The 13,755-nt window shown below is 51.9% G+C and carries 11 protein-coding genes; 5 read left to right on the forward strand and 6 right to left on the reverse strand.

The genetic code is table 11. The annotated features are described in order from the left end of the window. Nucleotides 1–78 precede the first annotated feature (78 nt). A complete protein-coding gene (locus L3069_RS10215) occupies nt 79–840 on the forward strand; it encodes an OBAP family protein (RefSeq protein ID WP_038415995.1) in 762 nt (253 codons plus the stop codon). Nucleotides 841–914: 74 nt separating this feature from the next. On the opposite strand, the gene L3069_RS10220 is transcribed toward L3069_RS10215, so the two are convergent. The 3 genes from L3069_RS10220 to L3069_RS10230 all read right to left on the reverse strand — a co-directional run bounded on the left by L3069_RS10220 (nt 915) and on the right by L3069_RS10230 (nt 6,501). Then, nucleotides 915–4,223, reverse strand: a complete 3,309-nt coding sequence (locus L3069_RS10220) for an autotransporter domain-containing protein (protein WP_038415996.1) — start codon at nt 4,221–4,223, stop codon at nt 915–917. 333 nt (nt 4,224–4,556) lie between these two features. Continuing rightward, nucleotides 4,557–5,522, reverse strand: a complete 966-nt coding sequence (locus L3069_RS10225; RefSeq protein ID WP_022648001.1) for a magnesium and cobalt transport protein CorA — start codon at nt 5,520–5,522, stop codon at nt 4,557–4,559. A 121-nt stretch (nt 5,523–5,643) separates the two neighbouring features. Then, nucleotides 5,644–6,501, reverse strand: coding sequence for an alpha/beta fold hydrolase (locus tag L3069_RS10230; RefSeq protein ID WP_038415997.1), 858 nt, complete (start codon nt 6,499–6,501; stop codon nt 5,644–5,646). A 368-nt stretch (nt 6,502–6,869) separates the two neighbouring features. Between L3069_RS10230 and L3069_RS10235 the strand changes: the two genes are divergently transcribed. Beyond that, nucleotides 6,870–7,235, forward strand: coding sequence for a hypothetical protein (locus L3069_RS10235; RefSeq protein WP_023300020.1), 366 nt, complete (start codon nt 6,870–6,872; stop codon nt 7,233–7,235). 10 nt (nt 7,236–7,245) lie between these two features. Continuing rightward, nucleotides 7,246–9,342, forward strand: a complete 2,097-nt coding sequence (locus tag L3069_RS10240) for a pyrroloquinoline quinone-dependent dehydrogenase (RefSeq protein WP_038415998.1) — start codon at nt 7,246–7,248, stop codon at nt 9,340–9,342. 75 nt (nt 9,343–9,417) lie between these two features. Here L3069_RS10240 and L3069_RS10245 read toward each other — a convergent pair whose 3' ends face one another. After that, nucleotides 9,418–10,008, reverse strand: coding sequence for a DUF4142 domain-containing protein (locus L3069_RS10245; RefSeq protein ID WP_032624324.1), 591 nt, complete (start codon nt 10,006–10,008; stop codon nt 9,418–9,420). A gap of 250 nt (nt 10,009–10,258) precedes the next feature. On the opposite strand from L3069_RS10245, the gene L3069_RS10250 reads away from it, so the two are divergent. Continuing rightward, a complete protein-coding gene (locus L3069_RS10250) occupies nt 10,259–10,537 on the forward strand; it encodes a DUF1471 domain-containing protein (RefSeq protein WP_003857380.1) in 279 nt (92 codons plus the stop codon). A 307-nt stretch (nt 10,538–10,844) separates the two neighbouring features. Continuing rightward, a complete protein-coding gene (locus L3069_RS10255) occupies nt 10,845–11,018 on the forward strand; it encodes a GnsA/GnsB family addiction module toxin (RefSeq protein ID WP_022648006.1) in 174 nt (57 codons plus the stop codon). Between the two features lie 87 nt (nt 11,019–11,105). Here L3069_RS10255 and L3069_RS10260 read toward each other — a convergent pair whose 3' ends face one another. Both L3069_RS10260 and L3069_RS10265 read right to left on the reverse strand, forming a co-directional pair. Next, a complete protein-coding gene (locus L3069_RS10260) occupies nt 11,106–11,942 on the reverse strand; it encodes an alpha/beta fold hydrolase (protein WP_022648007.1) in 837 nt (278 codons plus the stop codon). 659 nt (nt 11,943–12,601) lie between these two features. Next, nucleotides 12,602–13,591 (reverse strand): 2-hydroxyacid dehydrogenase, encoded by a 990-nt coding sequence (locus L3069_RS10265; RefSeq protein WP_063136012.1) that lies wholly within the window; start codon nt 13,589–13,591, stop codon nt 12,602–12,604. Nucleotides 13,592–13,755: the final 164 nt, after the last annotated feature.

The following is a 13,755-nucleotide window of genomic DNA, read 5'->3' on the forward strand; positions in this document are numbered from 1 at the left end:
ATGGTTTAATAAAAACTCTCCTGGCGTGTCTGCGCGAATGTACTACTTTCAGTAAAGTGACTTTTACAGGGAGGGTCAATGAAACCATTATCGCTTTTATTATTGTCGAGCCTGACGTTAGTGGGTTGTGGCGCGAACAATACCCCTTCAAATACGCCTCTTCCGGGTGTAAAAACCTCCGTCGGGACGAGCACGCTTGAAGCCGGTGCTCAGCTTATCCAGTCCCGTCCGCCCATTGATGCAATGAGTGCCTACCTTGACGGTTTCCATTTTTATAGCGGGGATAAAAATGGCCAGATGGAAGCCCATCATTATGTAACCGTGTTGAATGAAGACGTGATGCAGGCGGTGATCTACGACGGTAACACCAAAGATGCCCGTTTAATGGGCGTTGAGTACATCATTAGTGAGCGTTTGTTTAACACACTGCCGCCGGAAGAAAAAAAATTGTGGCACAGCCATCAATATGAAGTGAAATCCGGCAGCCTGATTGCTCCAGGTTTACCTGCAGTGGCTGACAAAGCATTGATGAGCAAAATTGTGAATACCTACGGCAAGACCTGGCATACCTGGCACACCGACCGCGATAAAAAGCTGCCGCTCGGCATTCCGGCACTGATGATGGGCTTTACCGGGGAAGGGCAGTTAGACCCTAAACTTCTGGCGGACAGAGATCGACGCTTTGACGTGAGCACGCAAGCCATCAAAGAAGAACGTAAGGATATTGTGGCGCACCCAGTTGCTAAGGGAGCGGATGCCTGGCAACGTGGTGAAGAGATCCAGCTTAAGCGGGTTAAAGGTTCAGGTGAGCATGGCCAGGGCGACACAAGCCATTTTTGATATCAAAAGCCTTCAGGAATACCCCGGCAACGCCGGGGATAGGGCCAGTCCTATTATTTTCTCGTCCTCAGGCATCAGAAACGCCATGTGGCTGAAAGATTACCTGCAATCGAGTCATAGCCAGAACGAAACATTTCGCTTTCAACCCCGATGCCCAATTCGACATCAGCGTTGATTTTATAGCTCATACCTGCCTTAACACCCAGAGTGTCACGACCAGTCACCTGATTCCTGGAACTAAACCCTGTGCTTCGATAGTTGGCGAAAGAGGCTTGTTGCACTACGTTGCCATCAAGCAGTTCATGATCCCAGCTGAGCTGCAGCTCAGCTGCGAACGATGCCCCTGAAGCGAGGGGTACATTCCAGTTACCATTCACCCCGATACTTGATCTCAGAGAATCGAAGGTCTGCGAACCCAGCATCAGTCGGCTGCCGTCATTGCCGCTTTCCTTCACGTCGGGACGATGTAATGTGGTGTAATTCAATGACGTTACCGGTCCGGCGTTCACATTATTATTCAGCGCCCATCGATAGCCTCCGCCGGCCGTAACAGAACCTGACAATCCGGTCCAGGTGGCATGGTGGCTTGCTCCGTAAGTTTCTACATTAATGTTTCTGTCCAGCCAGCTGTCTTCAATACCCAATCGGCCAGTGCCGAATAAATACATTCCTTCGGACCTTTCAGCGCCGTAACGAGCATGAATACCCAGATCGAAAGCAGTGGTTTTCCCGGTTGCGGTTTCTGGTGATTTCACCGTCACCGACTGACCGCTGACCGCACCATGAAAGCCATAAATCCAGTTGTGATTCTCATCGTTTTGTTTTTCAGCACCGAATACAATGCCATAACTGCTGGCGTCGTACCCTACACTGTCACCCTGACGCTGTTGCCAGAAGCCGCCGCCAAAGGGTATGGCAAAGCTGCGCCATTCGCCTTCCGTCAGTTGCTTCGGCATAACCACAGGATTTGGCCCGCCAACGATCCGCGCTATCTGCTGTTCACGCTGAAGGGAACTTGCGAACATGGCGCTGTAGGCGCCCGCAGAAAGTTGCGGCAAGGCATTGCTGATACTCCCGCCATCAGTGGCTGAGAAATCCAGAGTACGGTACAGCGGTTGTATATCCGACTTAGCTTCCGCCACAATTTTATCCAGCGCTTGCCCTACCTGCCGCGCATTAGCGTCCTGCGCATACCGGCTGTATGCGTTTGAAGCGCGCAGCATTGAGAGCTGCCAGCCATTCTTTCCCTGTGGCGTTGTTTGCAGCGTTAGCGTGGGTGAACGGAGCACGCTGTTCACCGCACTGAAATTGCCGTCGGAAGCGTCCGTTTTTAGCAAATCTTGCGTATTCAGACGCCAGTTTGTTGCGTACCAGTCCGGCTGCGGCGCAAACGTCAGTTGACCGTCAAATTGTGCGTGACCGTCCACTTGCAGAGTATCATGCCTGCCGCGCCCGTCGACTTCCAACAACAACTGCCCGGTATTCCCCTGTTGATAAGCACCGGATATATTGATTTGCCCAAGTGAATTACCCGGCGCAAGGATCCCGTTATTTACAAAGCGGCCTTCCTCATTAAGCGTATAGCTGGCGTTGCCGGACAGGCTGGCACCTGGCGCGATAGTCATGCTGTAAATCTGGAAATCGCCGTTAAGCGAGGTTTTCCCTCCGTGCGCGTCCAGTGCCAGATTATTGATACCTTCAATGTTTCCGCGGTACGTAAAGCTGAAATCAGCATCGGCAGCTTCCGTCGCTTGCCCGTACGCATTTGCCTTCCGACCGAAGGTAAGCAGCGTTAACCGCTGTTGGCCATAGTCATCCCGCTGGGCGTAGTCCGAATAAATATCACCCTCCAGCCGGGCACCCGTTAATATATTTATATTACCGACCAGCGCGTTCGGTGATATATAAATCGCCGCGCCTTTACCGGCAACCCGTCCGCTGATGTCGGCATTGTCTACCAGCGCTCCCTGCAACTCGGGTAATAACGCATCGTAATAGCCGTCCACGATATGAAGCCAGGATCCACGATAGTCCACCTCGTTACCCAGGAGGTTATTGCCAAAATCAAAACTGATACCGACGCCACTGGCTCCCAGTGCCTGAACGTCGCCACGTTGAATAAGGCTGTGCTGTTTACCGTAGGCAAACATCACCCCACGGCCATTAACGCCATCGGCGTATATCCGTACACCGGGATCGATGCTCAGGGTGTTATTTTGCCCATCTATACGGATGCCCGCGCCGCCAGCCCCTGACGTCAACAGGTCCGCTTGTTGAAAGATATGGTTATTACTGCCATACACATGCAGGCCAACTCCCAGATTAGCGGTATTGTATTGACCAGCCAGATAGCCATCCGCCTGCTGATTACGCTGAAAATAGCCATTGCGGTTAACGAGCGTTTGCCCGTTGCCATATAGCGAAAAACCGAAAAAGTTACGCCGGTCAATCTGATATCCCATATCCTGCAGCAACGCCAGTTCCGCTTCCATAAACGTGGTGTAATTGCGGTAGTTCTGATGGCTCATCATGCTGTTTTTCAGCTCGATATGGCTCATGTAGTTATCATCGACCGAGCCGTCGTCTGCTAACATTTTCACCGGCACGCCAGGCATGGCGCCTGCAAGGACTTCATCCACATGCCTGCCGGTGAAATAGCCTTTATCAAGCCGTACATCAAAGCCTTGTGGATCCCATCTGTTATTGCATCCATTACACAATATTACTTGCCCTGGCCGGGCAGGATTGCCACGGTCATCGCGCAGATGGCTGGTCCAGGAGCCAAAAGGCACGGTATCAAAAGCAGGCGTGAATGTGCCACTTCCTTGCAGATCGGTAACCATATTGGATATTCCCAGTCCATGTGCCAGCTCATGAACAGCGACGCTGACCAGATCGGCCTTTCCAGTGCGCGGCAATTGCGCGGGCACATAGGGAACGTTATCAAAATCCAGTTTGCCCATGATGAACTGGGCGTGGGAGCCAAAGGTCAGCTCTCCGGTATCAATACCGTTCAATGCGCCTTGCAACTGCGTCAGACTTATAATGCCGTCGGTAACTGAATCGCTGGAACCTGCGGCATTCTCGTCGTTAAACGTCCCCACATTGATAATGGCAGGCAGTTGCCCTGGGCTGGGGGTAATAACCTCAGCCCAGTAACGCATAGCATCGAGTATTTTTTCTTTTTGTTGCTGGCCAAGATCCCAGGTTGACTCAGACGCATTCGGCCAGTCCGGCATAAAGGGGCCGTCGCCAACATTAAAGAAACGCACTTCAAATACCGCAATATTATGTGGGTTATAGACCAGATAGCTTTCTCCTGCATACGGATTATTACTGACAAATAAACCCGTTAATGCAGCCGTCATAAAAACCCTTTTCATATTAACCATCCTTGTGTGAAAAAATAATGTTTACGTCCGTCAATATAAATTCACATCTGAGCTCAATGAATCATAAACAAATATAATAATTATCGATGTGGTTTGATAATTTAGAATAACGAGTGACCTTGCCCTGTGATAGCCTCGTTTTTCAGGATTTTATAAACGGTGGAGCGGGCGATCCCGGATTGAGAAACCGGGTCCCGGTGAACAGGAATGTACCGACATATGCAGGGGAAATAACGGATAGGGTATGGTGTCGTGGCATAATCGACATAAGCGTGAGGCTTTACTGTACTTCACGACACCAAAAACTATCAGATCGCTTATCAATCAAAGCCAGCGAGAGCGTTTGAGCCGAAGCCACAGTAATACACAGGCTCCCAGCGTGACAGCGACCGTAGCCGGATAGCCGAAGAGCGTCTTCAGTTCCGGCATATGTTCGAAGTTCATACCATACATGCTAAAGACTACCGTCGGGATCACGAGGATGGCCCCCCAACCGGCCAGTTTCTTCACGACTTCGTTTTGCTGCACTGAAACCAGTGCCAGGTTAACGTGCATCGCGCTGCTTAGCAGCTCACGCATGTCATTTACATCCGTTACTACATGGCTTGCGTGATCCTGAATATCTCTGAAATACGCCCTGAGGGGTTTTGGAATAAGTTCTTCATGAATGCGAATAAGCTCTGTACAGATTTCTTCTACTGGCTGAGCGGCGTTGCGAAGCCCGAGTAGATTACGGCGGAGGGAATACACGTCCTGAATAGCTTCACGGTCAAATTCACTGTGAAAAAGTGTCGCTTCTATATCACCAATTTTGGTGTTGAGGCGCGCAGTCAGCTCTGCATAACTGTCAACAATAAAATCCAGAATACAGTAAAGAGGATAAGCCGGACCGTACGAAAGCATGTCCGGGGCCTCAGCAGCACGGGCGCGTATAGGTGCATAGCTCACTGAAGCACCATGGCGCACCGTAATAAGGAAGTTTCGGCCCACAAACAAATGCGTTTCGCCAAACTCAATATTGTCGTCCTGTCCACTGACGGTTTTTACAACGATAAATGCCGAGCTGCCATAACGCTCTATTTTAGGCCGCTGATGTGCATTAAGCGCATCCTCAACGGCCAGATCGTGCAGACCGAACTCCTCCTGGACTTTGTACATAAACGCAGGTTCAGGCTGCCAAAGCCCCAGCCAGATAAACGCATCGGTATCCTGGATGACTTCACTGATATCCTCAATATCTACGGTTTCGGCGGGGTGGCCTGAACGGTAGACCATACAGTTAACAATCATTTCCTGACTATCCCTTAAGCATGTGTCTAAGAAGCTTAACCATTTCCGTTAAATTTCCAAATTTTTATGCCGGCAGGTTTTAATATGTTGAATACTCAGAAAGGTCATGTTCACGCGTCGTTCAATCCGGGCACTGACTCTCCAGCCATTGACCGACGACGGGCCATAATTTCTCCGCACATCGCGTACGAAAAAATCCCATATGCCCAATGGACGAAAGACCAAACTCTGCGTGCCGTATCTCGCAGCGTTCTATTTTTGCTTGTTGCACCGGCTCCATCAGCCGCGCAATAGCTTCACGGTTAGCCCAGGGATCGTCATCAAATCCCATTACCAGCACGGGTAGGGTGATCTCACTTGCCCGTTGGCGTGCATTCCAGTGTGGATCATCGTAAAAATATCCAGGCATTGCGCTCCAGCGCCCCCATTGAAGCATGACTGGTGCCGGTAAATCTTCACCCAGCCCCAGGCGCCTGGCAGGCATGTAACCGAAGATACGGCACAGAATCGGAGCCAGAACACGCAATACGCACCAGACACGCACCTTTTCAGTGGTGCGTTTGATGGTGCTCGTCACCCCGGCATGTGAGGCTACAATGACCGCAGCTTGCAGGGCGTGGGTGGCTGTTGAAAGCAGAACGGCATGCCCGCCCACACTGTGTCCTACCGCCAACAGGCTAAGCCCTGGAAAATGTGCTTTAGCCCAGGCGGTTATACATCCGACGTCCTGGTCGATCCAGTCAGACATAGAAACGCGGTAAGTACGGACCAGCCCGGATTTAGAGAGGCCGGTGCCGCGATAATCGTATGTGAGGACGTTGAATCCTCTGTTAAAAAGATATTCTGCGAATCCCTTATAAAACCCCTGTACAACCGCCGTTGCCGGATGAAGGAGCACTATCGCTTTGGCATCGCTTCTTTCCCAAATTGTGGCTGCCAGAAATCCACCTTCATTGACGGGTATTATGACTGAACGCATTCATAGAGCCTTATTTATGTGGTCATACCAGTTATGCCTGAATTAAATCTAGCCTTTACTACCCCATCTGGCGATTTTTTTTTACACCCCAGCGTTTGTCCCTCGCTCAAAGCAGACAATAAACCTCGCCCGTGCGTTTTTAGCGAAACACACTGCCTTATGGGCTCAACGTGAGGAAGGGTACTCGCCGGATAAACGCCCCTTTAAAAAATCCTCTTCTATACTCAGTTACGTTTAGGGAAATATGCCGCCGTTTTTCACGTCGCGTTGTTTTAATAGCCATTGCACGCGCGAACAGCAGGGACATATATCCACGAAAACGCCTTAATGTTGGTCCATTTTGCATTTTTTAGAGGGGGATTCCTGGTATGTTGCATTCTCAATCTTCGCGCGTCGGCACTATTTTGCTGCTATTGGCCGCGGTTATAGGCTTCGCGGTGGCGCTATACGCCTGGTGGACGCCGCTTACCGGCGTCACAGGCACCATTGGCGCACTGGGCGTGGCCATTGCCAGCGCGGTGCTGGCGATACTGATCTTTGTGTTACGTGCGGCATCGGGGCGCGGGGCGCGTGTTTTCCTGATTATTGTCACCCTGGTGGTGTTGGCGGGTATTGGTTTTGCCGCCGCGCTGCTGCACCAGTACATCATAACGGCAGCCATGGTGGTCGGCCTGATTGGTCTGATTATGCTGAGCAGCCATTCCGCCCGTTACAACCATTCCGTCAGAACCTGAGGAGCCGCCCGTGCATAACGATAAGCATTATCCCTTCATAAAAGTCAGCATGACGGCGCTGGCGCTGCTGGTCACCCCGTTCGCGCTGCAGGCGCAGGATAAAGCCGCTGAGGCCTCTCAGGGGACCCAGGAATCACTGAATATTGATGCGGCCGATCAGCAGGCGCCTGGAACCACAAAAACCACAGACGATGCCTCAACCGGTAGCGGTGACGGAAAGAAAGTCGCCTCGGCCAGCCAGCCAGCGACGCCGCTGGTGCCCGGCACACCAACCTGGGACAGCTTCCACGGCCAGCTTAACGCGCAGAAATACAGCCCGCTTACCCAGATCACGGCGGATAACGTCAGTAAATTAACGAAAGTCTGGGAGTTCCATACCGGCGACGTCTCGGATGGTAAAGGTGATACGCCAGCGACCGTGTGGTCCGCAACGCCCATTTTCGCTAACGACACGCTCTACATCGGTACCCCTTTCGATCGCCTGATTGCGCTGGATCCGGGCACGGGTAAAGAGAAGTGGCACTATGACACCAAATCGTCGCGCAAGGCACTGACCCAGCCGGTGCTGAAAAACCGCGGCGTTTCCTATTGGCAGGCCAAAAATCCGGTGAAGGGAGAGGCGTGCCAGAAGATGGTCTATATGGGCACCGTTGACGGCAAGCTCTTTGCGCTGGACGCCGATTCAGGCAAACCGTGCAGCGGCTTTGCGGACAACGGGGTGCTGGATCTGAACCAGTGGAACACCGTTAACGCCAAGTATCCGCTCTCTGTCCTGCAACCGCCAACCGTCGTCGGCAACCATCTGCTGGTGGGTTGGGCCGGGAAAGACTGGGCCTATGCCGAAGCGCCTCCGGGTACCGTATTTTCTGTCAACGCCCAGACCGGCAAGCTTGAATGGACCTTTGAGGCGATACCGGCAGAGATCCGCAAGCGTACCGGTACCGCCAACGTCTGGACGCACATGTCCGCCGATGAGGCCAATGGGCTGGTCTATCTCCCGGTCTCATCGCCGTCTCCCAACTATTGGGGCGGCAACCGCGTCGACGCAATTCCGCTTGGCACCTCCACCACCGCGCTGGACATCAACACCGGTAAAGTGGTCTGGTCCCGTCAGTGGGTACACCACGACGTCTGGGATTACGACATCAACTCTGCCCCGACGCTGATGGATATCACCGTAGACGGCAAGCAGATCCCGGCGCTGGTTCAGGCCACCAAGCAGGGCTTCCTGTTTGTGGTTAACCGCCTGACCGGGGAGGACGTATGGCCAATCGAAGAGCGTCCGGTTCCGCAGGGGGATGGTTCGGTCCAGGGCGAAGTTCTCTCGCCTACACAGCCGTTCCCGACCAAACCTACTCCGCTGCTCGACCAGTCGAAAAAGCCGGAAATCTGGAAGCTGGCGGATATCGTCGGTGGCGGCCAGTGCTCTCGCCTGTGGGATAACCTGACCTATGAGGGAATGTATACTCCGCCTACCACCAAAGGCGAAGGCACGCTCACCTATCCCGATAGCGCCGGCGGCGTGCAGTGGGGCGGGGTGGCGTTCGATCCGCAAAAACAGATCGCCATCGTCAACACCTCGCATATCGTTCAGTACGTGAAGCTCTACAGCCGTGAGGATTACGATAACGCGGACAAAGACTCCGGCAACGAAAGCGGCTTTGCCCCACAGGAAGGCGCCCCGTACGGTATGCGTCTGCTGGTGGCGAGCAACTGGCTGGGCATGCCGTGCTGGCAGCCGCCATTTGGCGAAATCGTGGCGATAGACATGCACACGGGCGATGTGAAATGGCGTCGTCCGGTTGGCGCCTCACAGCAGTATGGCTTCTTCATGCCGGAAAGCTGGGGTTCGCCTACCATTGGTGGCCCGGCAGTGACGGCGGGTGGCGTGATCTTCATCGGTGCTTCAATGGATGCCAAAGTGCGTGCCTACTCGGTAGAGAGCGGTGAAGAGCTGTGGTCCGATCAGGCAGAAGCTCCAGCGGTAGCGAACCCGTCCGTGTATGAATATAAGGGTCGGCAGTATGTGGCCTTCGTGGCTGGCGGGAACACGATCCTGAAGGATCAGGTAGGCGATCAGGTGGTTGTCTACGCGTTGCCGGAATAATTCATCAGGAAGGTGAAATAAGCGTGGGGCCTGCGGGCCCCACTTTATTTTGCAGTAGTCGTTTCACCGACGCACTTATTTATCGGCTGATGTGCCAGCTCGCGTTGACATCTGCTCGGCGGACTTCAGATGCTGCTCAACGACCGGCGTGTGCTCGTTGGCCAAAGCCTTCACATCCGGATCGTCGATTTTACTGGCGTCGCTCTTAAGCTTCGACAGCACCTTCTCGTGGTCCTTCACGCCAGCATATTCCATATACATTTTGTCAAAAGCGTCACCGCGCTGGTTTTCAAGCCTTGAGTTCAGGGCTTTATGGGCGGCGTCTGGCTCGGTCGGCAGCTCTACGCCCTTTTTCTGGGCAACGGCCTGCACTTTGGTCAGGGCGGCACCGTGGTCGTCGACCATTTTCTGGGCGAATGTTTTCACTTCACTGGTCTGGGCCTTGTCCAGGGCGAGCCTGGCGGCGGCGACTTCGTTGATATTGGCCTGCGCCATGTCCTTCAACGCTTTCTCGTCGCCGGAGCTGAGTCTGGCGTCCGGTTGAGCCTGGCCCGCAGCGTTAGTTTGCGCGGCGCTTGTCGTCTGGGCTTGTACGCCAACGGTGCTGAACATTGCTGCAACTGCTGATACGGCTAGCAGCCTTTTCAGGGTTTTACTCGTGTGCATATTGTTCTCCTGATGGTCATGGTACAGGTAAGTTTCGGTTACCTTACGCGCAACCGGGCAGATAAATGCTAACTGCACAGGTCAGTATAGTAGATGAACCTGCTGTAATCGCAGGTTGCGTCAGAGAGGGCAGGTAATAATGCTCAATAAGGCGACGCTTATCGCTCAGTCTCTCTACGACATTGGCACGGATCATTCCCATATTTGATGCTAATGTTAAATAGATAGATTTATTAACAGGAGGAATGATATGAAAAAAGCACTATTAGGGAGTGTATTGGCTTTAACAGTTGCAAGCTTTGGCGCATCTGCGGCAGATATGATTTCCAAAGATGAAGCGCACCACTTCAAACTTGAATACCTGGGCAATGTATCTGTAGGGGCTTCAGGTGGACAAATTTCTTCACCTTCAGATCTTCATCAAAAACTCTCGAAACTGGCAGATGAGAAGGGCGGGAAATACTATGTCATCATCGCTGCTCGAGAGCATGGCCCTAACTTCCAGGCCGTAGCAGAAGTCTTCAAATAATCTTTCCGAATAACGCAGAAACCCGCTCATGGCGGGTTTTTTGCTTATAGAGAGCAAAAAAAATGCCCCTGGTGCGGGGCGAGTTTGAGTCAAATCTTTTCTTATGTTTATGTGCTCTAAGGCGTTGGCACAATAACAGCTTATTCAAATAATGCAATCTAAATGCATATTTAAATGCAATGGCCCCATCTGCCCCTCATCTCAAGGTGAAGGCAGCATACGTAACGCAGATAGTCTACGCTTTACATAGGGTTATGGTTAAAACCAGTTAGATACTGGAAACAGTAAACGGCCGCAAGAGGTAAATATGAAAGTTGACGCAATGACGCAAAAGGCAGAGGAAGAAATTTCAGCGCTTATAGCCAAAAAAATTGCAGAATTACGAAAAAAAACAGGGCAGGAAGTATCTGAAATTGAGTTTATCGCTCGTGAGGCCATGACAGGTCTGGAGGGGTATGAAGTAAAAATCAAACTCCTGTAAGCGTTTCTTCCTGAAATGGTCGCTCAATTCTTGCCGCAAAAGAGAACCGGGCGTGGTGCCCGGTTGTTTTATGGATAATCGACGTCTTTATGAGCGAATAAACGTCAGGATATCGGCATTTATGGTATCTGCATGCGTGGTATGCATCCCATGCGGGAAGCCTGGATAGATTTTAAGCTCGCTGTTTGCGAGCAGCTTATCCTGAAGAAGGGAGGCATTTTTATACGGGACGACCTGATCGTCATCACCCTGCAACACCAGGACGGGAACCGTGATGGCTTTGAGATCGTCCGTCTGGTCGGTTTCTGAAAATGCCTTAATGCCATCATAGTGGGCTTTGGCGCTACCGATCATACCCTGACGCCACCAGTTCTGGATTGTTCCCTGCGAAACCTCTGCTCCGTCTCGGTTAAATCCATAGAAAGGACCGCTGGCGACGTCGAGGTAAAACTGGGCGCGGTTAGCGGCCAGCGCCTGGCGGAAGCCGTCGAACACCTCAATGGGCGTACCGCCGGGGTTCGTGTCTGATTTTACCATCAGCGGAGGAACGGCGCTGACCAGTACCGCTTTGGCCACCCGCCCCTGAGGCTGGCCGTACTTCGCAACGTATCTGGCGACCTGGCCTCCGCCGGTGGAGTGGCCGACGTGCACGGCATTACGCAAATCAAGGCTTTCGACCACGGCTGATGCGTCGGAGGCATAATGATCCATATCATGACCTTCACTCACCTGATCGGAACGACCATGACCACGACGGTCGAGGGCGATGACGCGGAAACCTTCTGCAAGGAAAAAGAGCATCTGGTTATCCCAGTCATCGGCGCTCAGCGGCCAGCCGTGATGGAAAACGATCGGCTGCGCATCCTTCGGACCCCAGTCTTTGTAATAAATACTGACACCATCTTTCGTTGTTACGAATGCCATATTTCAGACTCCTCTGCTAATGGCAACATGTGTGAAGGCTAAGTAAATAGCCCAGCATTTAGGGATGTAATAAAACTGACTTATATTAATCTTATTACTGATATATCCGCTTAAAGTGTAGAAGGGTTCCTGAAAACAGTTATAGATTAATTTTGTATGGTCATTATTTATTTTTAAACGAAATATCCCCTAAACCAGCCGGGGCACTGTGTTATTTTTCTCGCGTGGTGAATCCCCCTGTGCGGAGGGGCTAAACAGCACGTGTAGCTTAGGCAATCAGTAGCGGGTCAAGGTGGCTGACCAACGACTCACCGGGAGGCACCCGGCACCACACATACGTTAAAGCTTGTATCTCGCTAAATTTATTAGGGATGGTGTATGAAGTTGGGCTTTTTGGCTGGAGCAGTGCTGGCAACCTGGTTGTCTTTAACCTACCCGACGCAAATGAGAGCTGTTTTTGAACAACTGGTTACGATAGTGCAGCAAATCACGCAGCCTTCAGCAGAGCCTCATTCTGATATGGTCACACCGGAACAGTCATATCCTTGATTGTTATATTTACGATGAACGTTAGCCATCTTAATAGTTAACCTGTGCTTATTTTTCTGATGGGCTTATTATTGGCCGGGCAGAGGTTACCGCCACCCGGCCTGACGGTCTTAAACGATCGCGTTAGGGCACGCTTCGCCCTTTTCAAGCTGCTGTAAATTCCCCAGCGTGGTTTCCGAAATACTGATCAGCGCTTCGGCGGTCAGAAACGCCTGGTGGCCGGTGAACAACACGTTGTGGCAGGCCGACAGGCGACGGAACACGTCGTCCTGAATCACGTCGTTAGATTTATCCTCAAAGAACAGATCGCGTTCGTTCTCATACACGTCCATACCCAACGCGCCGATTTTTTGCGTTTTCAACGCTTCGATAGCGGCCAGAGAGTCGATCAGTCCGCCGCGGCTGGTATTAATGATCATCACGCCGTCTTTCATCTGGTCGAACGCCGACTGGTTAAGCAGGTGATAGTTTTCCGGGGTCAACGGGCAGTGCAGGGAGATAACATCAGACTGCGAGAAGAGCGTTTTCAGATCGACATACTCCACGCCCAGCTCCAGCGCAGCGGCGCTTGGGTACGGATCAAACGCCAGCAGGCGCATGCCAAATCCTTTCAGGATGCGTAGGGCGGCCACACCAATTTTGCCGGTACCGATCACGCCTGCGGTTTTACCGTACATGGTAAAGCCAGTCAGCCCTTCAAGAGAGAAGTTGGCATCACGGGTACGCTGATAGGCACGGTGAATACGACGGTTGAGCGACATCATCATCCCGACGGCATGTTCTGCCACGGCTTCCGGAGAATAGGCCGGAACGCGAACAACCTTCAGACCCAGCTCTTTGGCGGCATCGAGATCGACGTTGTTAAAGCCCGCGCAGCGCAGGGCAATATATTTCACGCCCTGTTTTTTTAACTCTTCCAGTACCGGTCGGCTACCGTCATCGTTAACGAAGATACACACGCCTTCGCAGCCGTGGGCGGTTTTAGCCGTCTTTTCAGTCAGCAGAAAGTCGAAAAATTCAAGATCGAAACCGTACGTCTCGTTAACATGTTGCAGATACTTTTTGTCGTACTGCTTTGTGCTATATACCGCGAGTTTCATAAGACTTTCTCCAGTGATTTTGGAACCACGTTAGCATGTTTAAAATTATCTTACAATTTTTCAAAATTCATTGAAATCAATAAGTTCTATGAATTATTGTAGAGCATCTACTCTTAAAAATGGCATTACCTTCAACTGACTGGCTAAACATGCGACAATGAGCG

The sequence above is a fragment of the Enterobacter cloacae complex sp. ECL411 genome, from assembly GCF_021869665.1.
Lineage (GTDB): Bacteria > Pseudomonadota > Gammaproteobacteria > Enterobacterales > Enterobacteriaceae > Enterobacter > Enterobacter intestinihominis.

What these genes read in the sequence shown, in the direction of transcription:
- L3069_RS10215 (WP_038415995.1), top strand. Translation starts at nt 79, where the DNA reads ATGAAACCATTATCGCTTTTATTATTGTCGAGCCTGACGTTAGTGGGT.
- L3069_RS10220 (WP_038415996.1), bottom strand. Translation starts at nt 4,223, where the DNA reads ATGAAAAGGGTTTTTATGACGGCTGCATTAACGGGTTTATTTGTCAGT.
- L3069_RS10225 (WP_022648001.1), bottom strand. Translation starts at nt 5,522, where the DNA reads ATGATTGTTAACTGTATGGTCTACCGTTCAGGCCACCCCGCCGAAACC.
- L3069_RS10230 (WP_038415997.1), bottom strand. Translation starts at nt 6,501, where the DNA reads ATGCGTTCAGTCATAATACCCGTCAATGAAGGTGGATTTCTGGCAGCC.
- L3069_RS10235 (WP_023300020.1), top strand. Translation starts at nt 6,870, where the DNA reads ATGTTGCATTCTCAATCTTCGCGCGTCGGCACTATTTTGCTGCTATTG.
- L3069_RS10245 (WP_032624324.1), bottom strand. Translation starts at nt 10,008, where the DNA reads ATGCACACGAGTAAAACCCTGAAAAGGCTGCTAGCCGTATCAGCAGTT.
- L3069_RS10250 (WP_003857380.1), top strand. Translation starts at nt 10,259, where the DNA reads ATGAAAAAAGCACTATTAGGGAGTGTATTGGCTTTAACAGTTGCAAGC.
- L3069_RS10255 (WP_022648006.1), top strand. Translation starts at nt 10,845, where the DNA reads ATGAAAGTTGACGCAATGACGCAAAAGGCAGAGGAAGAAATTTCAGCG.
- L3069_RS10260 (WP_022648007.1), bottom strand. Translation starts at nt 11,942, where the DNA reads ATGGCATTCGTAACAACGAAAGATGGTGTCAGTATTTATTACAAAGAC.
- L3069_RS10265 (WP_063136012.1), bottom strand. Translation starts at nt 13,591, where the DNA reads ATGAAACTCGCGGTATATAGCACAAAGCAGTACGACAAAAAGTATCTG.